This is a genomic window from Aeromonas popoffii (genome assembly GCF_000820025.1).
Taxonomy (GTDB): domain Bacteria; phylum Pseudomonadota; class Gammaproteobacteria; order Enterobacterales; family Aeromonadaceae; genus Aeromonas; species Aeromonas popoffii.
On the sequence record NZ_CDBI01000103.1, the window covers coordinates 1 to 23,755 of the forward strand.

The following is a 23,755-nucleotide window of genomic DNA, read 5'->3' on the forward strand; positions in this document are numbered from 1 at the left end:
GGACACTGCCAGGCACCCAATTAAACAGTGATGTGAAGAATCACGTCATTGGCCGAGAGGATGACACCTCTGATAATCGGCAACAGATTTAGCGAAAAGCTAGCCAAATAGCGGAGCGGTAGTTCAGTTGGTTAGAATACCGGCCTGTCACGCCGGGGGTCGCGGGTTCGAGTCCCGTCCGCTCCGCCAATAAATTGAAAGGCCTTCCCAATCGGGAAGGCCTTTTTGCTTTTCCAATGCCTCAAGTTCATCTGCTTTAACCGCCTCCACTTTTCTTTTTGGTATCAACTCAAAATCATTCAAGGTCTAAAGCCTACCCTTCCCGTCCCCTTATCCACCTCAGTAGAACACGCAGAGCCAGACTGTGGTCATGTCTGGGTGAGTCCACTCCACCCTATGTTTCTGGCGGGCGGGAATATTGATGTGATCGCCCGGGCCCAGTTGTACCGATTGTTGTTCCTGGGTCTGCGGATCGATGAACAGCAGGCTGGCCTCTCCTTGCACGACCAGGATCCACTCATGTTCATCCTGATCGTACCACTCTCCCGGCGCCGTCTGATGGCCGTGGGAGAGAATGCGCTCGATTCGCAGGTGGTTGGTACTGACAAGACTCTGAAAGAGTTCGGTGGGCAGTGGCGAGGGAATATCGTTCAGCAGATTGCGCGTGTGCATGGGTCATCTCCCGTCTTGCAGTGCGAATAGTTCTCTGCAGTATAGAGGCGTTCCTCGTGGATGAAGGTGAGGGCTGTAGCAAGCGGGTATGCAAATTTGTGTCCGAACGAGAACAATTTCTGCCATTTTGATGAAAAAGTCAGGGAATTCGCTGCAATTTCGACAAATTCTTGCTATTTTGCGCGCCACAAAAGCAAACGATTTCCTTCACACTTTCAGGATAAGTTATGGCAAAGCAAGATATGGCCGCCAACGGAGCAAAAGGCGGCTTTTTGGACTCTTATTTTTCCATTTCTGCGCGCGGCAGTAGCGTGCGCCAGGAGTTGCTGGCCGGTTTGACCACCTTCCTGGCCATGGTCTATAGCATCATAGTGGTGCCGAACATGCTGGGCGCTGCCGGCTTTGAGCAGGGGCCTGTCTTCGTGGCGACCTGTTTGATCGCCGCCTTCGGCTCCCTGCTGATGGGGCTTTGGGCCAAGCTGCCGATGGCTATCGGTTGCGCCATCTCCCTCACCGCCTTTACCGCGTTCAGTCTGGTACTGGGTCAGGGACTGAGCATTCCGGTTGCCCTTGGCGCCATCTTCCTGATGGGGGTGGTGTTTACCCTCATTAGTATCACAGGCGTGCGCCAGTGGATCCTGGACAACCTTCCCTCCGGCATTGCCCACGGCACCGGCATCGGCATCGGTCTGTTCCTGCTGCTGATCGCCACCAACGGTGTCGGTATGGTGATCAAGAACGAAGGGGCCGGTCTGCCGGTTCAACTGGGTGAGGTGACCTCCTTTCCTGTCGTCATGACGGTGCTGGGTCTGGCCGCCATCTTCGGTCTGGAGCGTCGCAAGGTACCGGGCGGTATCCTGATGGTGATCATCGCCATATCCATCCTCGGCCTCATCTTCGACCCTAACGTAACCTGGCAGGGCTTCTTCGCCATGCCGAGCCTGACCGGTGAAAAAGGTTCGCTGGTTGGCAGCATGGATCTGCTAGGCGCCCTCAATCCGGTGGTCATCCCCACAGTGCTGGCACTGGTGATGACGGCCGTGTTCGACGCTACCGGTACCATACGAGCCGTGGCCGGTCAGGCGGGGCTCATCAATGAGCGTGGCCACATCATCAGCGGCGGTAAGGCCCTGACTGCCGACTCTGTCAGCAGCATGGTGGCTGGCGTGGTGGGTGGGGCTCCGGCCGCCGTCTACATCGAATCTGCCGCAGGCACAGCAGCCGGTGGCAAGACCGGTCTGACCGCTGCGCTGGTCGGTGTGCTGTTCCTGCTGATGATCTTCCTCTCCCCGCTCAGCTATCTGGTGCCGGCTTATGCCACCGCACCGGCGCTGATGTACGTCGGCCTGCTGATGCTGGGCAACGTCACCAAGCTGGACTTCAACGACTCGGTCGATGCCCTCGCTGGCATGCTGTGCGCCGTTTTCATCGTGCTCACCTGCAACATAGTGACCGGCATCATGCTGGGCTTTGTGGCGCTGGTCGTGGGTCGTCTGTTTGCCGCCGAGTGGAAGAAACTCAACGTTGGTACCGTCATCATCGCCGTGGCTTTGGTGGTCTTCTATGCCGGGGGTTGGGCCATCTAACCCATCCGGTTATAGCGAAGGGCCCTGCGGGGCCCTTTTTCATTGGCTGTGAGGCGGCTAACAGTTTCCCGCCCGTGTGTTCCGCGCCGTTTCAGATTGAAACGCCAACATCCCCTCTGCTGTTTCAAATCCGAACCGAACCGGCCATCATTTTGCTCCCGATTTATCCCGTTAGACTGGCTCCATCAACCATTTGCCCACCCGAGCGGTGGCAAGCCAAGGAGTGAGCCATGAAGAAACTGATCAATGCCGTCGATGCCGTGGTCCGTGAACAACTGATGGGGATGGCTGCCGCCCACCCCGAGCTCAAGGTCCGTATCGAACCCCACTACATCACCCGCGCCGACTCCCCCGTGATGGGCAAGGTGGCGCTGGTCTCCGGCGGTGGCAGCGGCCACGAGCCGATGCACGGCGGTCTGGTGGGCAAGGGGATGCTGGATGGCGCCTGCCCCGGCGAGATTTTTACCTCCCCGACGCCGGATCAGATGTACGAGTGCGGTCAGGCGGTCGATGGCGGCGCGGGCGTGCTGTTTCTGGTGAAGAACTACACCGGCGACGTGCTCAACTTCGAGACCGCGGTCGAGCTGCTGCACGGTGACGGGGTCAAGGTCGGCTTCTCGCTGATCGATGATGATGTGGCGGTCAAAGACAGCCTCTACACCGCCGGTCGCCGTGGTGTCGCCACCACAGTGCTGTGCGAAAAACTGGTGGGGGCCGCTGCCGAAGCAGGCTATGACCTGACCCGCTGCGAAGCGCTGGCCCGTCGCATCAACAACCAGAGCCGCACCATTGGCGTTGCCATGCATGCCTGCACTGTGCCTGCCGCTGGCAAGCCCTCCTTCACCCTGGCAGACAACGAGATGGAGTTTGGCGTGGGTATCCACGGTGAACCCGGCATCGAGCGCCGCCCCTTCACCGACCTCAATACCCTGGTGGACGACATGTTCAGCGAGCTGGCTGACAACACCCCCTATGGCCGCACTCTGCGCCACTGGGACAGAGCCTCCGGCAGCTGGCAGGAAGAGCACACCTTTATCGAACCGCTGAATGCGGGCGATCGGGTCATCGCGCTGGTCAACAGCCTCGGCGGCACCCCGATTTCAGAGCTGTATGGCGTCTATGGCCGCCTCGCCACCCTGTGCGAAGAGGCGGGCATTCATCTGGTACGTAACCTGATCGGCCCCTACTGTACCGCCCTCGACATGACCGGCATCTCCATCACCCTGCTCAAGGTGGATGATGAGCTGATGACCCTGTGGGATGCCCCCGTTCACACCCCCGCCCTGCGTCGCGGTTGCTAAGGAGAACCCATGTTAAGCAAGCATCACATCGTCAACTGGCTGCTCGACTGCGAACACATCTTTACCGAGCAGCGTGACTACCTCACCGCGCTGGATACCGATATCGGCGATGGCGACCACGGCCTCAACATGCAGCGCGGCTTTACCAAGGTGGCTGAGAAGCTGCCAGCGGTAGCAGACAAAGACATCGGCCAGGTGCTGAAAACCACCGGCATGACGTTGCTCTCCTCGGTCGGCGGCGCCAGTGGCCCGCTCTACGGCACCTTTTTTATCCGGGCGGCGGCCAGCACGGATGCCTGCCAGAGCCTGAGCCTGAGTCAGTTGTGCAAAATGCTGAGTGACGGAGTCGAGGGGATCGTCTCCCGCGGCCGCGCCGAGCCGGGTGACAAGACCATGTGCGATGCCTGGTGGCCAGCACTGGCCGCCCTGCAACAGGCACAGCAGCAAGATCTGCCCCTCAACGATGCGCTGGACAAGGCGTTGGCGGCCGCGGCAGCCGGCACCGAGGCCACCATCCAGATGCAGGCCCGCAAGGGGCGCGCCAGCTATCTCGGCGAGCGCAGCATAGGCCATCAGGATGCCGGGGCCACCTCGACCCTGCTGCTGCTGACCGCCCTGCGTGACAGAGCGAGGTTGTGACATGATCGGAATCGTAGTTGTCTCTCACAGCGCCATACTGGCGGCCGGCTTGAAAGCACTGGCCGACCAGCTGGGCAGCCCGGCCAAACTGCTGCTGGCGGCCGGGGTCGATGACCCCGACCACCCCATAGGCACAGATGCCATCGCGGTGATGAGTGCGATTGAAGAGGCAGATGACGGCAGCGGTGTGCTGGTACTGATGGACTTGGGCAGCGCTCTGCTCAGCGCCGAGACCGCCCTCGAACTGCTGCCCCCCGAGTTAAGCGCCCGGGTGCGGCTCTGTCCCGCCCCGCTGGTCGAGGGCACCCTGGCCGCCGTGGTGGCGGCCGGTTCTGGCATGACGCTGGATGAGGTAGCCGCCGAGGCACTCGGCGCGCTGGGCCCGAAACAGGCGATGCTGCCTGCCACCACTTCGCATGCCTGCACTGACACAGCTCCCGTTAGCGACGATGGCTGGCTGCGCTGCGAAGTGGTGGTGGATAACCCCCACGGCCTGCATGTGCGCCCCGCCGCCCGACTGGTGGCCGCCCTCAAGCCCTTTGCCGCTGAACTCAAGCTGCAAAAGGGGGACAAAGAGGCCAACCCCCGCAGCCTGACCCGGCTCACCATGCTCAACGTGCGTCAGGGCGACCGGCTCACCCTGCTGGCGCGCGGAGAGGATGCCACCGCCGCCTTGGCCTGCTTCCAACAGCTGGCCGCCGAGCGTTTCGGCGACTGACGCTGCACGCCAACCCGTTTCCAAGCGCGGCACCGACCGAATGGGCCAGCTGCCGCGCAACTGTCGTGCAAGTAAAGACGAAGGAGTCCCCGGCACTGCCGCCCCTTCGCCCCTGTTAGTTTCAAAAGAAGTCTTATGAACTAGAGAGAGGGATAAAAAATGGATCGCATCATCATCAGCCCCAGCAAATACGTGCAAGGCAACGGGGCACTCGCCAATATCGGCAACTACGTCAAGGCGCTCGGCACCAAACCGCTCATTCTGGCCGATGCCTTGGTCACCAAGCTGGTTGGCGACACGGTTGCTACCAGCTTCCACAGTGTGGGCATCAAACCGGAGTTCGACTGCTTCAACGGCGAGTGCTCCCGCCCGGAGATCGACCGCCTGCTGGTCCGCTGCAACCAGACCCCGTTTGACGTCATCATCGGCATCGGCGGCGGCAAGACGCTGGATACCGCCAAGTCGGTCGCCTTCTACCAGAAGGTGCCGGTGGTCATAGTGCCCACCATCGCCTCCACTGATGCGCCCACCAGCGCACTGGCGGTCATCTACACCCCGGAGGGGCAGTTCAGCGAATACCTGATGATCCCGACCAACCCCAACATGGTCATCATGGATACCGGCGTGGTCTCCCGCGCCCCGGTGCGACTGCTGGTCTCCGGCATGGGGGATGCGCTCTCCACCTATTTCGAGGCGCGCGCCAACAAGGTCTCCGGTTGCCAAACCATGGCCGGTGGCGCCTCTACGCTGGCGGCGCAGGCCATCGCCGAGCTCTGCTACAAGACCCTGCTGGCCGACGGCTACAAGGCCAAGCTGGCAGTGGAACAGGGGCTCTGCACCAAGGCGGTGGAGAACATCATCGAGGCCAACACCTACCTGAGCGGTATCGGCTTCGAGAGCAGCGGTCTGGCCGCCGCCCACGCAATCCACAACGGCCTGACCCAGCTCGCCGAGTGTCACCACCTCTATCACGGTGAGAAGGTGGCGTTCGGTACTCTGGTGCAGCTGGTGCTGGAGAACGCCCCGATGGCGGAGATCGAGACAGTGCTGGGTTTCTGCCGCTCGATCGGCCTGCCGACCAACCTGCATATGATGGGGGTCAAGGAGCTGGATATGGCGCGCCTGATGGCGGTGGCCAAAGCCTCCACCGCCGAAGGGGAGACCATCCACAACATGCCGTTCAAGGTCACTGCCGAGGATGTGCTGGCGGCCATCGTCACCGCCCACCAGCTGGGGCTGTAACTGCGCCACTACTGACCTTGCCATATAACACGGCCCCGCAACTGCGGGGCCGTTTCATTTTCTGCGGGCCGGTTGGCGACGGCTCGGGTCAGCGTTAGCCGTGATAGTCGGCAGGATCGATTTCGAGCAGCTTCAGTCGTCGCCACAGGGTGGTGCGACTAATGCCAAGATGCTGGGCCATCTGGCTCACCTGTCCCTTGCAGGCGTGGGCGCAGCGCAAAATGGCTTGGCGCTCCAGCTCTGCCAAGGTGAGCAGCGGTTGCCCCACCACCTCGTCCGCCACCAACTGATAGCCGTGGCGAATGGCAGCGGGCAGCGCCTCCGGCGGGATCAGCCCCTGACCGGCATGAAGCAGGGCATGCTCGACCGCGCTGCGCAGCTCCCCCAGATTGCCGGGCCAGGGATAGGCGAGCAGACAATCGAGGGCCGCCGGACTGAACTGGCGCACCGGCTCGCGCCCCTGCGCCGCCAACTGCTGGCTGATCAGGCCCGGCAGATCCGCCGCGCGCTCGCGCAGCCCCGGCAGCCACAGCTCGCACGCCTGCAGCGCATAGAGCAGCTGGCGGCCAAACAGCCCCTCCTGCACCAGTTGCTCTAGCGGGGCGCTACTGGTAGCGACGATCCGCACCTTGAGCGGCAAGATGCGGGCCGAATCGAAGCGCTGGATGCGGCCGGTCTTGAGCAGTTGCAGCAGCGCCGCCTGCATGGGGGCAGAGAGGCACTCCACCTGCTCCAGCACCAGCGTGCCGCCGTGGGCCAGCTCGAACTTGCCCGCCCGCTCCTGCCCCGCCTCGTCGGAGCCCATCAGCTCCAGCGCCATCCGCTCACTCGGCAGCGCCTTGCAGTTGAGGGTAATGAGCGGCCCGGCAGCCCGTTCGCTGCCAAAGTGAATGGCCTCCGCCAGCTGGGCCTTGCCCACCTCCTCTTCGCCGCGCAGCAGGATCGGCCCCTGACTCTGGGCCGCCTGCCGGGCATAGCGCAGCAGCTTGCGCATGGCGCTCGATTCCCCCACCAGCGCCGACAGCTCGGGCACCGTCTGGCGCAGCTGGTGAATGGCCCGCAGCCGATCGACCGGGTGCAGCAGGGCGATAAAGCTGACCCCCTCCGGCCCCGGCAGCGGCTTGAGGCTTACCAGCGCATTGATGAACTCTCCCTCCTGAGCGCCGAGCCGCTCCAGCGTCACCTCCACATGGCTCAGTGGTGTCTGCCCCTTGATGGCCAGCTGCAACCGCTGCGGCAACAGCAGATGCTGCTCCAGCGGCTGGCCGAGACAGAGCGCCGGATCGAGCCGCAGCCGGTGGGCCGCCAACGCGTTGAGATAGCGCAGTCGGCCCTGCGGATCCCAGGCCAGTACGCCGTCATCCATGCCGTCCAGCAGAGCGTAGAGCTCGCTCAGGTGGTGCTGGGACTCCTGCATCAGGGTCTCCATCTGCAGCAGATGGGCCAGCTCGCGCCCGGCGCTGACGGTGAGCGCCAGATCGCCAGCGCTCGCCTCCTCCACCTTGCAGAGCAAAGCGATGATGGCGACCTGACGGCCATTGCTGTTGTAGACCGGGCTGGCGCAGCTGTGCCACGGGTGGAGGGTCTGATTGAAGTGCTGGGGGCCGCTGACGCAGAGCGGCACCCCCTCCAGCGCCGCCAGATTGATGGCATTGGTGCCGATGCGCCCCTCGCTAAAAAAAGCGCCGGGGCCAAACCCCAGCGCCGCCAGCTCGCGCAGCGTATCGGGGTGGCCGGTCTGGGCCAGCAGGCAGCCGCTCTCGTCGGTGAGCAGCAGGGCGCAGGGGCGCCCCTCCATAAATTCGTAGAGATCTTCGAGGGCCATCTCGCCGGTGGTGAGCAGGTCCCGCTTGCGCTGGCGCAGGCTCTGCAAGGTCTGCCCCTTGGCGCTGTGGGGCGGATGCCAGAGGGTGGCACTGGTCTGGTGGGCGCAGCGCAGCCAGGATGCCTGCAGATAATCGGGCCAAGGCTGAAGGTGCTGAAGGTCAGATGGCATGGTCACGGCAGTATCCAGTAAGCACGCAGCCAGAAGGCATCCCCATAGTCAGGAGCGGCTGAAGGTCAGATGGCATGGTCACAGCAATATCCGGCAAGATGTGAGCCGACCATTTAACCATGCCAGCGCGCCCGATTCAGTGACCTGCCTCAGAGGGTGGCAACCCCGCCCTCATCCAGGTCGGGTTCGCTCCCGGCACATTGCTGGCCGAGCCAGTGGTAGAAGGCGCGGGACTCCGGCATTCCCTCGAACCAGATATGCTGCCCCGCTCACACTAATGGCGTGTTCACGAAAAGGAGGCAGGGTGGCGCTTTCCATTGCCGCCCCTTACGTGTATTTTGCTCAGCATCAAAAAACAGAGCCAAAAGAGGATGGCTGGCGAATGCGTTCAGCACCGTAGGCTGGTCGGTAATGTTGTGATGTAAAATGTATTTTTCGTGGCGGCAATCAGGGCGAACCGGAGTTATATGGAAGGCTCTATTAACGGATTGGAACCACCTTCCATCTAATCACTGTTATGTGCAATAAGAAAAAGGAGATGTCGTGCAAGGCACTGTAAAATGGTTCAGTTCAGAGAAGGGTTACGGCTTCATTACGTCTGAAGCCGGTGAAGATCATTACTTCAATGTTCAGAGCATCAATGGCGCATCGCTGCCATCAAGTGGCGATTCGGTTCAGTTTGAGTCAAAGTCCGGTAATAAAGGCCCGAGAGCAATCAATATCACAATTACTGCGAAAGCATCCTCGCAAAACACTCGGCCTGCTGATGACAGAATCAACTGCCCAAGTTGTGATAAAAAAATTGTTCCTAGACTCATTACTTATGGAGGCAGCCCAAAAAAGTCGGTTTGCCCCTATTGTGCGGCAACAGTAAAAACTTTCAGTAAGTGCTTCATTGCTACTGCTGTTTATGGCGATCCTTCGTGTTACCAAGTAAGAGAGTTGTGCAAATATAGAGATGAAACGTTACTAAGAAGTGTCTTGGGTAGAGCCTTTGTGAGGACCTATTACAAAGTATCTCCAGCAATAGCCGACTGGTTAATAACTAAACCTGCTTTATCAGGCCAAGTACGGGCTATCCTAAATTTTGTAGTAAAGCACATAACAAATACCACTAGCCCGTAGGTTCGATTAGCCGTAAGGCGTAATCGGACGTTCGCGTAAATCAATTCTCCCGCGATAACGGCCACCCGTATTTCCCCTCTGGCAGGCACCGCTAATTCACGGAAACTCAGGGACAGCGGCATCTCGATCGTCCGATTACGTTTCGCTAATCGAACCTACATGAGACGGTAATATGTGGTGAATGCAGGTTGGTGCGGATCAGCCAATCTGACGCCATCGCCATAAATCACGATCGTTAAAAACCAAAGAGCCGCCCGATGGGCGGCTCTTGGTATCAGCGATGGATGGCTGACTCGTCTTATTACTGAATCGTCACTCAACCTTGGGCGGTTCAACAACAGCGGTGGCCGCCGGTTGGTCATTTTCCTTGATCCAGGCATCCAGCAGGGTGTAGCCCACAGCCAGCACCACGGGGCCGATAAACAGACCTATGATCCCCATCGCCAGCAGGCCGCCGATAACCCCCACCAGGATCAGGATCAGCGGCAAATTGGCGCCACGCTTGATCAGGAAGGGGCGCAGGAAGTTGTCCATGGTGCCCGCAATCAGTGACCACACCAGCAGGAAGGTGCCCCAGGTGGTGTCGCCGCTCCAGTAGAGATAACCGACACAGGAGATCAGCACCGGGAAGGGGCCAATCTGGGCGACGATCAGCAGGAACATCACCACCACCAGCACCATGGCATAGGGGATGCCAGCAATCAGCAGGCCGATCCCGGCTACCGAAGATTGCACCAGAGCGGTGACCACCACCCCCATGGCCACGGCGCGGATCGCCTGGGAAGCGAGCACTGTGGCATTGTCACCGCGCTCCCCCGCCAGCCGGTGGGCGAAGCGACGGATACCGTCGGCTGCCTTCTCACCCGAGTGGTAGAGCACACCGCAGATACCGACCGTCAGCAGGAAATGGACGAACAGCAGGCCCAGATTGCCGGCCTGAGAGGCGAACCAGCGGGCGGTCTGGCCAAAATAGGGGGCTAGCTTGGCAAACAGCACCTGACCACCACTCGCCAGAATTTGCTGCCAGAACTCATAGAGCTTGTCGCCCACCAGCGGGATCTGTTGCAGCCAGAGCAGCTCCGGCGGCGGTGAGTGACTGATACTGGTGCCCAGCTCGATCAGCATGGGTGCCTTCTCTGTCACATTGGCCAGCGTCATAAAGAGCGGAATAACGAACATCAGCAATAACACCAGCGTCATGAACATGGCCGCCAGCGTCCGTTTGCCCCACAGCAGCCGCTGCATCATCAACATCAACGGCCAGGTGGCGATGGTGATCATGGTGGCCCACACCAGTGCGGGCAGGAAGGGGCGCAGCACCAAGAAGCACGAGATGATGAGGATGCTGAGAAACAGCACCCCCAGGGTTATCTTGGCCAAATCCACTTTTTTCATATTCATAGCAATCCCTTGTCGGGGCCTGAGCCCTTGGGTAGCGGGTCGGAGTTCATGAGTGAGAGTATCCACCAGAGGCCGGCGCTCAACCAGAGCCCCAGGCAACAATAGAGTAGCCACTGGCCTAGCAGGATGAGCCAGGAGCTGGTCAGCCAGCATGGCAGTGCCCACAGCAAGGCCCCAAGGGGCAGGCTGCCGAGCAGGGTGATCGCCAGGGTGCGCCAGGTTTTTCGCCGCTCTCGCGGCAAGGGTAGTCGCATGCCGAGGGTCAGACCCAGGCTGAACATGGCCAGGCCTGCCAGTGCCGAGGATTGGCTCCACCAGGTGGCCAGTGCGCAGATGAGGGTGAGCCCGCCCCAGATCCATGGCCGGGTAGCCATGCCGGACAAACCGGGACTGATCGTCAGCATCAGGGCGCCCAGCACCAATCCCGCCGCCACATCCGACAGGAAGTGGACGCCGAGCCAGACCCGGGCCAACCCGGTCAGGGTTGCCAGCAGCAGGGCCAGCACGGCGCCGCGCCAGGGGTTGGCGGGCCAGCACCACCTGAGCAGCAGGCCCCAGAACAGCAGCGCCGAGGCGGCGTGACCGCTCGGCATGCCAAAGCCCTGGGCGCTCCCTTGTGTCAGTGCGGGATCGAGATGGGAGGGTCTGGGCCAGCCGAGGCCCTCTTTGGCGACCTGGATCAGCAGGGTAAGGGTCAGCATGGCCAGCAACAGCTGACGCAGACGGGACCAGCCCAGCCACGGCAGCAGCAAAGGTAGCAGGGCAAGCTGAAAGGCGGCTGAACCAAACAGATTGCTGGCATCAAGCCAGGGCGCCCTTGCCCCGATCCACTCCTGCAAGCGTTGTATCAGCGGGAGTTCCGCCCGGTGCAGTGCATTGCCTTCGCCACTGAAATCTGGCAGCCACAGAACAGGGCTGTCGGGGATGTCAGCCAGTTGGGGAGTTAGCCAGTCGAGCTGCGTCGGAAAGCGGCGCTGCCCATCAGGCAGCCGGGATGGCTCTATCAGCCTGGCGTTGAGGATTTCGCCACCCAGGTTGGGGGCTTGCAGCAGGGAGACGAAGCCAGAGCCTGTCTGCGCCCGGATGGGTTCCAGCGTCTGGCAGGCAAACAGGACGGCGCGCTGCCATGGTCCCAGCTCGGCGATGATCTGGCCTCGCAGACCTGTCTCTTCAAACAATTCGCGCAGCGCCGCCTGCCGGGGCGTCTCCCCTGCATCTATGTAACCGCCGGTCAGGCTGTAGCGGGAAGAGATCCTGTCCTGCACCAGCAGCAGCTGTTGCTGATATTTGATCACGCAGACGGCAGCCGTGGGAGTGGCCGAGACAGGCAGTGTCAGCAGCAGGGCGCAGAGCAGTAAAAAACAGGAGCGGAGCATGGTGCCTGAGCGTTGGGGGACTATGAGCGCAAGGGTCACAGAAATCAGATAGTGGGGCAATGGTTTCCTGCGTGGGTCCACCGGCTGGCGGGTTGGGCACTGGCCTTGCCTGCGCACAAGGATTGCCCTGTGGTGAGGCAGTCCCTAGTATTGGCAGCTATGTTATTTTCATGCAGCAAACCTTGGGACCTTCCATGAAACAGTTTGGTTTTTTTCTGGGCATCGCCATCGGCGTCATTCTGATACTGTTCGGCAGCATCGTCATCTTCCAGGCCCTGCCCGCAGCCCTGGACGTGCTGGAGATGCCGAGCCGCATCCCGTTCGTGCGCGAGGTCTACACCTGGCTGATGACCAGCGCGAGCGGCCTCACCAGCCAGCTGGAGCAGAATTTCCTGGAGGCGTTCCAGACGGTACTCAAGCTGATACTGCTGATTACCTTCATGTGGGTCTGCGTCAAGCTGGTCAACATGGGTGTGCTGATCATCCGCGCCGGGGTGGATCTCATCCGCACCGCCATAGAGCACAGCGAAGGCGCCCAGACCAAGAAGTCCGATCACGACAGCGACTTCCAGTAAGCAGGCGATGTGATGAAGCAGGCCACCCCGGGGTGGCCTGCTTGCATTGTGCCTTTACTCGATCCGCGGCAGGTTATCTGCTGGCAGGGGCTGCACCACATCCTGATAGCGGGCGAGCAGCTGTTTGAACGCCTCCCCTTTTCTGACCTTGTCGAGCGCCTCTTGCAGGCGGGCGACCTGTTGTTTGTCGGCCGCCGGGTTGAAGGCAAAGCAGTTGTCCTGCTCCGCCAGAATCGCGACGGTGACAAAATTTTCGCTGGGAAAACCCATTTCTTTTGCCTGATGGCGCAACATCACCTCGTTGCCCGCCACCAGATCGGTACGGGCCATGATGAGCTGGCGTACCACCTGATCCATCCGCTCCACCGCCATCAGGTTGGCGGGGCTGATACCCCGGTTGAGCAGCAGTTGCTCTCCTACATCTGCTTGCATGACGCCGATCTGCAACTTGGCGAGATCGGCTTTGCTGCTGACGCTGGGTGCATCCGTCTTGCGGCCAACCAGCGCTACCCGCGAGTGGCTGATGGGGCAGACCCAGAGGAAGTGGGGGGCCCGCTCTTTGGTGTGGGCCGTGGTAAACAGCACGGCCTCTTTCTGCTGGGTCAGCAGATACCAGCCACGGGCCCAGGGCAGAAAGTGGATCGGTTGCTCCGGCTCACCCATTTCCAGCCACATCAGGCGCAGCAGCTCGACTGCCAGGCCAGTGGGCTGGCCATTTTTATCCTGACCATTGATCGGCATATTTTGCTCGGAATAGTAGATAAGTGCCGGAGCCGGGAGTGCGATAAACAGAACGAGAGAGGCGAGGACAGAGAGCAGATGGTGCATGATGCACTCCTTGTGCAGGTTGGTTACCTAACAGTCTATGTGGCCTTTGTCACAAGTTCATGGCCCGGTGGCGGGATAAAACAACAGGCCACCTTGCGGTGGCCTGTCGGTTTATTTAAGCAGGGCTTCCATCTCGTCTTCTGCCTTGGCCCGGGCTTTGGCTTCCGCCGCTCTGGCCGCATCGGCGATACTTTCGCCTGCCGTATGGGATGCCGCGCTGGTGCTGCTGCCCGCCTGTTTGGCAGGAGCGGCCTTGGTGACGTCTTGCGTCGCCGTTGTGACAGCGCTGCTGACGGTCTGCTTGGCGGGAGCGGCAACGGCCTTGGTGGCCTCATGAGTCGCCGTTGTGGCGGCGCTGCTGACGGTCTGCTTGGCGGGGGTGGCAACGGCCTTGGCCGCTTCTTGCGTCACGGTCGCGGTAGTGCTGCTGACAGTCTGCTTGGCAGGCGTGGTAACGGCGGCTGTGGCACTCTTGGCTGCGTTGTTGACGCCATTGGTCGCGGCCTGAGTGGCCTCCTCGGCAAGCTTGCTGGTGGTGCCACTGATCACTGTGCTCAGGGCGTTGCCGAGGGAGAAGGGGGCGGCGCCGGTCAGGGCATTGGCCGTCGGGATGACCTGACTGTCCGGGTTCTGCCAGCCCTGCATGGCCGTTGGCCAAAGCGGGGCTGTGCCCGCCAGGTTTTCGCCAAAGGCCTGGGTGGTGCCATCCCCTTTTTGCAGCAACACAGACAGCTGGTTAGTTTGCGAGTTCCACACCATGCCCGCCTGCTTGGCAACGTCAGGTATGGGGGCGTAGCGGGAGACCACGTAGAACAGCGGGCCCTCCTGCTGCAGCTCGTTGGCTGTCTTGAGCAACTGCATGGTGCTGTCGTAATTGGGGCCCAGAATGTCGGTCATCCGCTCCTTGATCAGGGGCTGTTCGAACAGATTGACCTCGTTCGGGTCAAAGCCGACCAGCGGTTTGAGCAGGGCCCACATCAGTTGACTGGTAGGGCTCATCATCAAGAGGGGGGCGACGCAGGCGGACAGCGTCAGGCTCAGGCAGGCAGCCTGAAGCAATGGCATGATACGCATTGGGATAATATCCAAATAACGATTTGATAGATAAGGTTATATGTTGTCTGGAAACGACAAATTCACCGGAAGTTTGCGCGTGGCAGCGAGAGCCTGCCCGTAGGCGCTGGCAGGCTACCATATTGGCTCCACAATGCCAGCAGGCAGTATGATGGCCAGTCAAGTAAACCCCGGGAGTGGTCGATCCATCGAGAGTGCCCCACAACAAAACAGGATCTACCCATGAGAAAAATATTGCTCTGCCTGCTGGCCTCCTGCTGGTGGGTGCCGGCTTTGGCCGCCACCCACACCACTATCGCAGGGGAGCGCGCGAGCCCCAAGCTGGTGCTGCCGCTGGGGTCGTTGCCGGAGCGGGTCTGTTGGTATCAGGATCAGAAATATTCCCTGGGTGCCCGGATTAAACAGGGCGATAGCTGGCGAGAGTGCAGCCCGCAGAACGCGCAGGAGAGCAACGGGCCGCTGGCCTGGCGGGAACCTGAAAGGGCGTCGAATGTTGCCGATAACGCGGCCAGGAGCAGCACCATTACCGTGGGCCAGTGAGGCTTTTCTTGATCCAGCTAAAGACATGGACATGACCTCTATCGCATAATGCGGCTCTTTTCCTCTCTTGGCTGGAACCTAAGAAATGGCTCGTCGCTCTTCCAATGCACAACGTCGTCGCAGTAGCTGGTGGTACAAACGCTTGTTGGCAAGGGAGCGGGAAGAGCGCGAAGCGCGTTCCGTCCGGGATTGATACTGCATTGAAAAACGGAGCCTCGGGCTCCGTTTTGTATTTATCACCGCAGATGGAACTCGGCGGTGCTCTTCCAATGCACAGCTTGGTTGCCGTAACGGGTGGTACAAACGCTTGTTGGCAAGGGAGCGGGAAGAGCGCGAAGCACGTTCCGTCCGGGATTGATACTGCATTGAAAAACGGAGCCTCGGGCTCCGTTTTGTATTTATCACCGCAGATGGAACTCGGCGGTGCTCTTCCAATGCACAGCTTGGTTGCCGTAACGGGTGGTACAAACGCTTGTTGGCAAGGGAGCGGGAAGAGCGCGAAGCGCGTTCCGTCCGGGATTGATAACGTATTGAAAAATGGAGCCTCGTGCTCCGTTTTTGCGTTTATTACCCTTAGCTGCATCACAACGGGGGCCGAAAGGCCCCCGTTTTGCTTTTGCAGATGTTGCCTGCTTGCGACTTAGCGTTGCAGGGCGGCCAGTGCCAGTTCGACCCGCTTGGCGTACTCGGGGTCGGCCTGCTCGAAGTGCTTGAGCTGGGCCGCGATGATGGCGTCATCCTCCACATTGATGAGGGAGCGCGCCAGGTTGGCGGCGAGCCGTGAACGCTGCCCTTCGTCCATGATGCGGAACAGCTTGCCCGGCTGGCTGTAATAGTCGCTGTCGTAGTCACGGAAGTCGTAGTGCAGGGCGGCCCCTTCCAGACTCAGCGCCGGTTCGTGCTGCTCGCTCGGCTGCTGGGTACCGAAGCGGTTCGGCTGATAGTTGGGGCTGGCGCCGCCATTACTGTCCGCCCGCATGGCGCCATCACGATGGGCGCCGTGATGGAACGGGCAGCGCGGGGCGTTGACCGGCAGCAGGCCGTGGTTGACGCCGAGGCGATAGCGCTGGGTGTCACCGTAAGAGAACAGCCGCCCTTGCAGCATGCGATCCGGCGAGAAGCCGATGCCGGGCACCACGTTGGCCGGGGTGAACGCCGCCTGCTCCACATGGGCGAAGTAGTTGTCCGGGTTCTGGTTAAGCTCCAGCATGCCGACCGGGATCAGCGGGTAGTCGCTGTGCGGCCACACCTTGGTGAGGTCGAACGGGTGGATCTGGTAAGTCTGGGCGTCGGCCTCCGGCATCACCTGCACATAGACCTTCCAGCGCGGGAAGTCACCCCGCTCGATGGCATTGAACAGATCGGCCTGGCTGGTCTCCCGATCCTGGCCGACGACATTGGCCGCCTCTTCATCGGTGTAGAAGCTGTGGCCCTGCTCGGTCTTGAAGTGGAACTTGACCCAGAAGCGTTCGTTCGCGTTGTTGATAAAGCTGAAGGTGTGGCTGCCGTAGCCGTTCATCTCCCGCAGGCTCTTGGGAATCCCGCGATCACTGAAGAGGATGGTGACCTGATGCAGGGATTCCGGATGGCGGGACCAGAAGTCCCAGGCGGCGGTGGCGCTGCGCAGGTTGGTGCGTGGATCCCGTTTCTGGGTGTGGATGAAGTCGGGGAATTTCAGCGGATCGCGGATGAAAAAGACCGGGGTGTTGTTGCCCACCAGATCCCAGTTGCCCTGCTCGGTGTAGAACTTGAGGGCGAAGCCGCGCACGTCGCGTTCGGCATCGGCGGCACCCTTCTCACCAGCTACGGTAGAGAAGCGCAGGAAGACCGGGGTCTGCTTGCCGATGGTGTTGAACAGGTCGGCCTTGCTGAATTGGCTGATATCATTGGTCACGGTAAAGGTGCCATAAGCGCCCGAGCCCTTGGCGTGAACCACCCGCTCCGGGATCCGTTCCCGATCGAAATGAGCCAACTTTTCCATCAACCAGATATCTTGCATCAGCACGGGGCCGCGCGGGCCGGCGGTGAGGCTGTTGTTGTTGTCGACGACGGGGGCGCCGTTGGCGCTGTGCAGGGTCTTGTCAGTCATGGCTTCTCTCCTTGTTGATATGGGGCCAGCCTACGGATCTGCGCAGTGATGGGCCAATGGGCGTTTCCTAGCCCTTTGATAGGCAAGACAAATGGGTGCGGGGGGATGTGTAACCGCGCCGGATATTGCATGATGGGGGTTTCGAGAAGGAGCCTCATATGCAGATTACTATCCGTCATGCCGAACCCACCGATGCCCCCGCCTTGCGGGATCTTTACGCCATGCCCAATGCTCAGGCGGGCACCTTGCAACTGCCCTATCCGACACTGGGGCTGTGGCAACAGCGGTTGGAGAGCAGTGATGTGGTCGCCTTGGTGGCGGAGGTAGAGGGGCAGCTGGTGGGCCAGATAGCATTGCATGTGGAGCCCAATCCCAGACGCAAGCATGTGGCAGGTATTGGCATGGGGGTACGGGATGACTGGGCTGGCAAGGGGGTGGGCTCTGCCCTGATGGCCGCGGCGCTGGACCTGGCCGATAACTGGCTCAACCTGCACCGGATTGAGCTGACCGTCTATCCCGATAATGAAGCCGCGCAGGCGCTCTATCGCAAGTTCGGCTTTGTGGAAGAGGGGCGGGCCCGCGACTTCGCTTTCCGGCAGGGGCGCTATGTGGATGCGATCTACATGGCGAGGATCCGCCCGTGATCGACTACCGCCGCCGTCTCATCCCTGTGCTGCGGGCGCTGGAGCGGGATCCGGATCTCTCCATCGAGGCGCTGGCGAGCCGCGCCTGCCTCTCCCTCTACCATTTTCACCGGGTGTTCACGGCCGTGGCAGGCGAGACGCCCGGGGAGATGTGTCGGCGGCTGCGCATGCAGCGAGCGGCCTGGCAGCTTTGCTACACAGACGCCAGCGTCACGGCCATTGCGTTGGGGGCGGGCTTTGCCAGCTCACAGGCATTTGCCAAGGCGTTTCGCCGCCATTACGGTTGCCCCCCTGGCGAGTTTCGTCGCGACAAGCGCAAGAATGGACACCTGGAGAGCAAGGATGGACACGCATGGGAGGGCTCGTCCCCTTATGCTGAAAGTCATTCATCAGCAAGGAGCAATACCATGAAAACTGTCGAGATGGACGCCCGCACCCTGGCTTATATTCGTGTCACCGGCCCCTATGGCGAGGGATATGAACCGGTCTGCGGTCAACTGCATCAGTGGGCCAGTGCCCGAGGACTGGAAGGGGGCGAGTGGATTTTCATCTATCACGATAACCCCGAGGTGACCCCGCCAGCCCAGTGTCGCACTGACATAGGTGTGACGGTGCCAGCGGGGACGGTGGGGATGGGGGCGGTCGAGATCCAGCTTATTCCCGCCGGTCGTTACGCCCAGTCCCGTTATCTAATTACCGACCGCAGTCAGTATGGCCCGCGTTGGCAGGAGCATATCGGCGACATCGTTGCTGCCGGGTTGGAGTTTGGCAATGGCCCCTGTTTCGAGCTTTATCACAGCATGAGTGATGATCCCGTGCAGGACGATGTCAGTTTCTGTTCCTGCGTGCGTTAGCCATGTGGCAACCAGTGGCAATAAAACGAGGCGCCTGTAGGCGCCTCGTTTTATGTCGGATGGGTCACGTTGTCTCGGCAAAGCCGCTCCCGGGAGAGCAAGATGTCTGCTCGCATCAAGGCTGGTTGGGCACCTTGTCTCGCCGCGATTTCCACCACCAGCGCAGTCGGATCTGGGAGATCAACATGCCTGCCAGCATCAGGGCGCAGCCCACTATGGCGCGTTCATCCAGGATTTCGCCGAGCAGCAGCACACCGCCGATGGCGGCGAACACTGTCTCCAGGCTGAGGATGATGGCAGCGTGGGCCGGATGGGCACCGCGCTGCCCCACCACCTGCAGCGTGTAGCCGATACCGACCGAAACCAGACCGGCATAGAGCAGCGCCTGCCAGCCCGCCACGGCGCCGCTCATGGTTGGCGTCTCCATGGTGAAGGCAACCCCCAGGCTGAGCAGGCCGCACACCAGGAACTGCACGCCAGCCAGGCGGATCGGCGCGACCCGGCTCGAGTAGTGATCCAGTACCAGCAGATGAATGGCCCAGAACAGGGCGCCGATCACCTGCAACAGGTCGCCGTAGCCTATGGTGAACTCCTCGGTCACGCTCAGGTAGTAGAGCCCCGCCATGGCGATGAGGGCGCCGACCCAGGTGTTGGCCCCGGTTTTGTGGCGCAGGGCCAGGCCGATGACGGGCACCAGTATGATGTAGAGGCCTGTGATGAAGCCCGCCTTGGCGGCCGTGGTATAGAGCAGTCCCACCTGCTGCAGGGAGGCGGCGCTGAACAGCACGAGACCGGCGAGCAGGCCCCCGGTCAGCAGCAGGCGGCGATCACCGGGCTGACCCACAGGCTGGCGTGACTTGAGCCACCACAGCAACGGCAGCAGGGAGGCGGCACCGAGCAGAAAGCGCAGACCGTTGAAGGTGTAAGGCCCCATGTGATCCATCCCCAGCCGCTGGGCGACGAAGCCCAGCCCCCAGATGGCAGCGGCCATCAGTAACATCATGTTCGAACGCATACGAATTCATCCCTGAAAAGGTGGCGGGCAGGCGCCCGTCCGTAAAGCTCAAGCCACCAAGATAACCGTGTGTGGGGGGATTTGTCTTTAGCGCTCGCGAGTTTGGTCAGCAGCAGCAGGTCGTGCAGAGGGGATTAATCCTTATCGCGGCTGAATAAACGTCGCCTTCAACTGCTGGCGAGTGTGGCCAGCAAGGGGATGAGGGCGAGCAGCAAGAGGTTGCCGCGCAGGATCCAGATCACCCAGAACTGCTGCTGGATGGAAACCATGGGGGCCCGACCCTGACGCAGGGAGCGGCGCCAGCGATAGAAGAGGTGGCTGGGATAGCCAAAGCTGATGACCATCAGGCAAAACAGCAGCAGCTTGGTGCGATAACCGGGGTTGGCGAACAGTACGGCGGGCTGTTCGGAGTGGGCGAGCACCAGCAACACGCCCGTGATGAAGATGAGCAGCAGGGCCAGCGCCGCCAGGCCGTCGGCCAGCAGCAGCTTGCGGACCTGTTCAATGGACATGCCGCGCCGGAACAGAAAATACTCGGAGGTGATGGCCCCGGTCAGGATAATCACGGCGCAATAGTGCAGCGCCATCAGCAGGTCCGGGTTCAACATCTGTGTCGATTACCTCTTGTTGAGCACATAACCCGCTTCCTTTTGGACGCCATCCCGTGGTGCTGATATTCTGACACTACCTCGTGTCTGACGGTAGCAGGAGTCAGGGTTGGATAAGCGTGTTGTCCCCAAGAAAGCCTGGTCTCTGGTTGCCCGGATGCGGCTGGGGTTGTTGCTGTTGTTCATTCCCGTACTGATGCTGGGCGGCATCTACTATCTGCACATGGAACGCAGCCTGCAAAACGAGTTGCAGCAGCGTCTGCTCGCCACCAATCACCAGTTGCGTCACGTCTTCATCGAGCCCTATCTCCAGGAGATGGAACGGCAGTTTACGCTTATCTACGACCAGGTGAAGGTGGAAGATATCAGCGGCCCACACCTGCACAATACCGAGAGTTATCTGAAGACATGGCAGCTCTACAAAGGGATGATGGCCGACCTGCTCTATATCTATGTCGGCACGGCCGAGCGCCAGATGCTGATCTATCCCAAGTGGGAGGCGGATGCCAATTTTGATCCCAGGGCGCGCCCCTGGTATCAGCTGGCCAGCCAGCATTTGGGCAAGATGGTCTGGACCGAGCCCTACTATGACTACATCAATGGCAATCTGGTGATCGCCCTGGCGCGAGCGCTGACCGATGCCAACGGCAAGGTGCAGGGGGTGTTTGCGGTCGATGCCATCCTGGCACCATTCTCGGCCCAGCTGAACCGCCAGGCGGACAGCGGTTACCAGATGATCGTCAATCAGTCCGGCAAGGTGCTGGTGCACCCGGATCCCGCTCAGTTGCTCAAGCCCATGGACCATCCCCAGTGGCTCTCCCGCTTCAATCAGGGGGAGGGCATCTTCCTGGACAAGGCTTCCCAGCTGTTTGTGGCCTACAGCAAATTGCCTGATCACGACTGGGTGCTGATCAGCGTGCAACCGGCGGCCAGCGTCCAGGCCGCGATCAACCGGGTCTCCCTTAACGTGCAACTGATGGTGGTGCTGGCCTGTGTGCTCTATCTCGTGCTGGCGCTGGTGTGGTCCCGCTACTTCCGGCGCATGCTCGACGAGATCGCTTCCATGATCCGGGCCAGCCGGACTCAACCCGATGATGTGCCCCAGGGCGGGATGCGGGAGCTCAAGCACGTTTACGCCGAGCTTGCCGAGGCGAGCAAGGATTATCACGAGGCCCGCCAGCAGGCCAATCTGGACAAGCTCACTGCGCTCTACAACCGCCGTTTCTTTGACGAACGCCTGACCCGGTTGTTGCTTGAACAGCAGCCCTTCTGCCTGGCCATGGTCGATCTCGATGACTTCAAGCGGGTCAATGACAACTATGGTCACCAGACCGGGGACGTGGTGCTCAAGCGGGTGGCTCAGCTGGCCAGGCTGCTGTTGGGGGATTATGGCTGGGTCTGCCGTTACGGCGGGGAGGAGCTGGTGGTGCTGATGGTCAACCCGGACCCCCACTTCTGCCTGATGCTGCTGGAGCAGTTCCGCAAGGGGGTGGAGTCACTGGACTGGCGCGAGCCTGGCCTCAAAATCACCTTGAGTGGCGGGCTTGTGGCCAGCCATGGGGTGACGCTCGGCAAGACGCTGCTGGAGGTGGCGGATGCCGAGGTCTATCGCGCCAAGCGTGATGGCAAGAACCGCATCTATCTGGGCACCCCGCAGGAACTTGTGGCCGGATAGGGGATCTTGCCAACAGGCTGGCGGTTGAGTAAAGAAGAGGCCCGAGGGCCTCTTCTTCATTTAGCCGTTCAGTTGCCAGTCCAGGGTGGGCCAGTCGTGTTCGGCGGCGATCTGACGCAGGCTGGGAGCCGGGTTGACCGCATGAGGATGGCTCACCGCCCGCAGCAGTGGCAGGTCGTTGTGGGAGTCGCTGTAACCAAAGCTCCCCTGCCAGAGGTTGTCGTCTCCGGCGAAGAGCTGGTCGATGCGGGCCACCTTGCCCTCCCGAAAACTCAGGGTGCCGCGAGTCTGGCCGGTCAGCATCCCCTCCTCCTCATCGAGCAGGATGGAAACGCAGTGATCCATCCCCAGCATCTGCGCCATGGGCGCCACCAGATGTTCGCCGGAGGCCGAGATCAGCACCAGCTCGTCCCCTTGCTTGCGGTGCCACTCGATGCGCGCCAACCCCTCGGGGTAGATCCGCGCCCGCAGCACCTGCTCGGCGAAGCGGTGGCACTGTTGGCTGAGCCACTGACGTGACTTGCCTGCCAGCGGCTGCAGGGTGAAGGCCATGTACTGGTGCATGTCCATCTTGCCCTGATGGTAGAGGGACATCATGGCCTGCTCTTCGGCAATCATGTCCGCCGGGGCCAGCTCCTGGGCCACCATGTACTCCAGCCAGAGGCTGGCGGAATCCCCGGCAATCAGGGTCTCATCCAGATCAAACAGTGCGAGTGCCATGACGGCTCCTTGGGTTGGTGACCGGCATCATGATGCCGGTCGAAAACAGAATGGGATACATGGCTTTATGCTACCTCACACAGCTGATCCCGGGCCACCACCAGGGTCACGGCGCTGCCGGTTGCCAGCAGATCGCCGGCAGAGCGGTTGAGGCAATCCACCGTCAACAGCCCCGCCTCGCACGCCACCTGATAGCGGATGACGTTGCCGAGCAGCTGTTGCTGACGCACTATGCCGGGCAGGCAAGGCTCGCTGCTGGTCGCCCCTGCGGGCAGCAGGGTGATGGATTCTGGGCGCAGCGCCAGCTTGCCCTGAAAATGGGGGCCGAACAGCGACTTGCCCTGCTCTGCGCCGAGCAGGTTGTAGTTGCCGATAAAGCTCGCCACAAACTCGCTGGCAGGGCGGGTGTAGATCTGCTCCGGCGTGCCGCTCTGCACGATGGATCCCTTGTTCATCAGGAAGATCCGATCCGACAGGGTGAGCGCCTCCTCCTGATCGTGGGTCACGAAGATGGTGGTGAGCTCAAGGCGCTGCTGGATCTCGCGGATCTGCTGGCGCAGGCTGCGGCGGATGCGGGCATCCAGCGCGGAGAGCGGCTCGTCCAGCAAGAGGATCCTTGGCCGCACCACCAAAGCACGTGCCAGCGCCACCCGCTGGCGCTGACCGCCGGAGAGCTCACCCGGATAGCGGCGCTCGAAGCCGGTCAGCTCCACCAGCTCCAGTGCTTCCTGCACGCTGGCCGCCAGCTCCCGCCCCGGCTGGGGCTTCATCTTGAGGCCGAAGGCGACGTTGTCCCACACCGTCATGTTGGGGAACAGCGCATAGCTCTGGAACACCATGCCGATGCCCCGCTTCTGGGGCGCCTGCCAGGTAATGTCTTCACCGGCCACCCGCACCTGACCGCCATCCACATGAGTGAGCCCGGCCAATGCCCGCAGCAGGGTGGACTTGCCGCAGCCGGAGGGGCCGAGCAGGGTCACCAGCTCCCCCTTGCGAATGCCAAATTCGATCCCCTCGAACACCGGGGTATCGCCGTAGGATTTGTGCAGTTGATTGACTTCTAAATGAAACATCTTG

Annotated in this window: 22 protein-coding genes and 1 tRNA gene; 12 read left to right on the plus strand and 11 right to left on the minus strand. The window is 61.2% G+C overall.

The window, feature by feature from the left end:
- Nucleotides 1–112: 112 nt before the first annotated feature.
- Nucleotides 113–189 (plus strand) — tRNA-Asp (locus tag BN1129_RS21090).
- 150 nt (nt 190–339) lie between these two features.
- Here BN1129_RS21090 and BN1129_RS21095 read toward each other — a convergent pair.
- Nucleotides 340–672 carry a cupin domain-containing protein gene (locus BN1129_RS21095; RefSeq protein ID WP_042039243.1) on the minus strand — a complete coding sequence of 111 codons (333 nt, stop codon included), beginning with the start codon at nt 670–672 and terminating at the stop codon, nt 340–342.
- Nucleotides 673–899: 227 nt separating this feature from the next.
- Between BN1129_RS21095 and BN1129_RS21100 the strand changes: the two genes are divergently transcribed.
- From BN1129_RS21100 to BN1129_RS21120, 5 genes are all read left to right on the plus strand, one after another.
- Nucleotides 900–2,258 carry an NCS2 family permease gene (locus BN1129_RS21100; protein ID WP_042039244.1) on the plus strand — a complete coding sequence of 453 codons (1,359 nt, stop codon included), beginning with the start codon at nt 900–902 and terminating at the stop codon, nt 2,256–2,258.
- Nucleotides 2,259–2,488: 230 nt separating this feature from the next.
- The gene (gene dhaK, locus BN1129_RS21105) at nt 2,489–3,559 is read left to right on the plus strand and encodes a dihydroxyacetone kinase subunit DhaK (RefSeq protein WP_042039245.1); all 1,071 of its coding nucleotides are present in this window, start codon (nt 2,489–2,491) and stop codon (nt 3,557–3,559) included.
- A 9-nt stretch (nt 3,560–3,568) separates the two neighbouring features.
- Nucleotides 3,569–4,198 (plus strand): dihydroxyacetone kinase subunit DhaL, encoded by a 630-nt coding sequence (gene dhaL / locus BN1129_RS21110; protein ID WP_042039246.1) that lies wholly within the window; start codon nt 3,569–3,571, stop codon nt 4,196–4,198.
- 1 nt (nt 4,199) lies between these two features.
- A complete protein-coding gene (gene dhaM, locus BN1129_RS21115) occupies nt 4,200–4,916 on the plus strand; it encodes a dihydroxyacetone kinase phosphoryl donor subunit DhaM (protein WP_042039247.1) in 717 nt (238 codons plus the stop codon).
- A gap of 159 nt (nt 4,917–5,075) precedes the next feature.
- On the plus strand, nt 5,076–6,158 hold the full coding sequence (locus BN1129_RS21120) for a glycerol dehydrogenase (protein ID WP_042039249.1): 1,083 nt from the start codon (nt 5,076–5,078) through the stop codon (nt 6,156–6,158).
- Between the two features lie 94 nt (nt 6,159–6,252).
- On the opposite strand, the gene dhaR is transcribed toward BN1129_RS21120, so the two are convergent.
- Complete coding sequence (gene dhaR, locus BN1129_RS21125) at nt 6,253–8,154, minus strand: dihydroxyacetone kinase operon transcriptional regulator DhaR (protein ID WP_042039308.1); 1,902 nt, start codon at nt 8,152–8,154, stop codon at nt 6,253–6,255.
- A gap of 543 nt (nt 8,155–8,697) precedes the next feature.
- Between dhaR and BN1129_RS22935 the strand changes: the two genes are divergently transcribed.
- Nucleotides 8,698–9,279, plus strand: coding sequence for a cold shock domain-containing protein (locus tag BN1129_RS22935; protein ID WP_084204724.1), 582 nt, complete (start codon nt 8,698–8,700; stop codon nt 9,277–9,279).
- Between the two features lie 312 nt (nt 9,280–9,591).
- Here BN1129_RS22935 and ydiK read toward each other — a convergent pair whose 3' ends face one another.
- Both ydiK and BN1129_RS21135 read right to left on the minus strand, forming a co-directional pair.
- Entirely contained in the window at nt 9,592–10,680 is a 1,089-nt protein-coding gene (gene ydiK, locus BN1129_RS21130) for an AI-2E family transporter YdiK (RefSeq protein WP_042039250.1), read from the minus strand.
- Nucleotides 10,677–12,056 (minus strand): bifunctional NUDIX hydrolase/phosphatase PAP2 family protein, encoded by a 1,380-nt coding sequence (locus tag BN1129_RS21135; RefSeq protein WP_042039309.1) that lies wholly within the window; start codon nt 12,054–12,056, stop codon nt 10,677–10,679. Before BN1129_RS21135 ends, ydiK begins: the two co-directional genes overlap by 4 nt.
- A 194-nt stretch (nt 12,057–12,250) precedes the next feature.
- On the opposite strand from BN1129_RS21135, the gene BN1129_RS21140 reads away from it, so the two are divergent.
- Nucleotides 12,251–12,631 carry a hypothetical protein gene (locus tag BN1129_RS21140; RefSeq protein WP_042039252.1) on the plus strand — a complete coding sequence of 127 codons (381 nt, stop codon included), beginning with the start codon at nt 12,251–12,253 and terminating at the stop codon, nt 12,629–12,631.
- Nucleotides 12,632–12,685: 54 nt separating this feature from the next.
- Here BN1129_RS21140 and BN1129_RS21145 read toward each other — a convergent pair whose 3' ends face one another.
- Complete coding sequence (locus BN1129_RS21145) at nt 12,686–13,459, minus strand: substrate-binding periplasmic protein (RefSeq protein WP_042039253.1); 774 nt, start codon at nt 13,457–13,459, stop codon at nt 12,686–12,688.
- A gap of 111 nt (nt 13,460–13,570) precedes the next feature.
- The gene (locus BN1129_RS21150) at nt 13,571–14,533 is read right to left on the minus strand and encodes a hypothetical protein (protein ID WP_042039255.1); all 963 of its coding nucleotides are present in this window, start codon (nt 14,531–14,533) and stop codon (nt 13,571–13,573) included.
- A 222-nt stretch (nt 14,534–14,755) separates the two neighbouring features.
- Between BN1129_RS21150 and BN1129_RS21155 the strand changes: the two genes are divergently transcribed.
- Nucleotides 14,756–15,073 (plus strand): YnjH family protein, encoded by a 318-nt coding sequence (locus tag BN1129_RS21155; protein WP_084204725.1) that lies wholly within the window; start codon nt 14,756–14,758, stop codon nt 15,071–15,073.
- A gap of 640 nt (nt 15,074–15,713) precedes the next feature.
- Here the strand turns inward: BN1129_RS21155 and BN1129_RS21160 are convergent.
- On the minus strand, nt 15,714–17,162 hold the full coding sequence (locus tag BN1129_RS21160) for a catalase (protein ID WP_042039257.1): 1,449 nt from the start codon (nt 17,160–17,162) through the stop codon (nt 15,714–15,716).
- 158 nt (nt 17,163–17,320) lie between these two features.
- Here BN1129_RS21160 and BN1129_RS21165 point away from each other — a divergent pair, with 158 nt between their 5' ends.
- Both BN1129_RS21165 and BN1129_RS21170 read left to right on the plus strand, forming a co-directional pair.
- A complete protein-coding gene (locus BN1129_RS21165; protein ID WP_042039258.1) occupies nt 17,321–17,806 on the plus strand; it encodes a GNAT family N-acetyltransferase in 486 nt (161 codons plus the stop codon).
- Nucleotides 17,803–18,660, plus strand: coding sequence for an AraC family transcriptional regulator (locus BN1129_RS21170; protein ID WP_042039259.1), 858 nt, complete (start codon nt 17,803–17,805; stop codon nt 18,658–18,660). Before BN1129_RS21165 ends, BN1129_RS21170 begins: the two co-directional genes overlap by 4 nt.
- A 115-nt stretch (nt 18,661–18,775) precedes the next feature.
- On the opposite strand, the gene BN1129_RS21175 is transcribed toward BN1129_RS21170, so the two are convergent.
- Together BN1129_RS21175 and BN1129_RS21180 are read right to left on the minus strand one after the other, a co-directional pair.
- Nucleotides 18,776–19,675, minus strand: a complete 900-nt coding sequence (locus BN1129_RS21175; RefSeq protein ID WP_042039260.1) for a DMT family transporter — start codon at nt 19,673–19,675, stop codon at nt 18,776–18,778.
- Between the two features lie 167 nt (nt 19,676–19,842).
- Nucleotides 19,843–20,283 carry a DUF2214 family protein gene (locus BN1129_RS21180; RefSeq protein ID WP_042039262.1) on the minus strand — a complete coding sequence of 147 codons (441 nt, stop codon included), beginning with the start codon at nt 20,281–20,283 and terminating at the stop codon, nt 19,843–19,845.
- A 109-nt stretch (nt 20,284–20,392) separates the two neighbouring features.
- Here BN1129_RS21180 and BN1129_RS21185 point away from each other — a divergent pair, with 109 nt between their 5' ends.
- Nucleotides 20,393–21,958: a sensor domain-containing diguanylate cyclase gene (locus BN1129_RS21185; RefSeq protein ID WP_042039263.1), complete on the plus strand. Its 1,566-nt coding sequence runs from the start codon at nt 20,393–20,395 to the stop codon at nt 21,956–21,958.
- A 60-nt stretch (nt 21,959–22,018) separates the two neighbouring features.
- On the opposite strand, the gene BN1129_RS21190 is transcribed toward BN1129_RS21185, so the two are convergent.
- Nucleotides 22,019–22,678: an HAD family hydrolase gene (locus BN1129_RS21190; protein ID WP_042039264.1), complete on the minus strand. Its 660-nt coding sequence runs from the start codon at nt 22,676–22,678 to the stop codon at nt 22,019–22,021.
- Nucleotides 22,679–22,743: 65 nt separating this feature from the next.
- Entirely contained in the window at nt 22,744–23,751 is a 1,008-nt protein-coding gene (locus tag BN1129_RS21195; RefSeq protein ID WP_042039266.1) for an ABC transporter ATP-binding protein, read from the minus strand.
- Between the last annotated feature and the right edge of the window lie 4 nt (nt 23,752–23,755).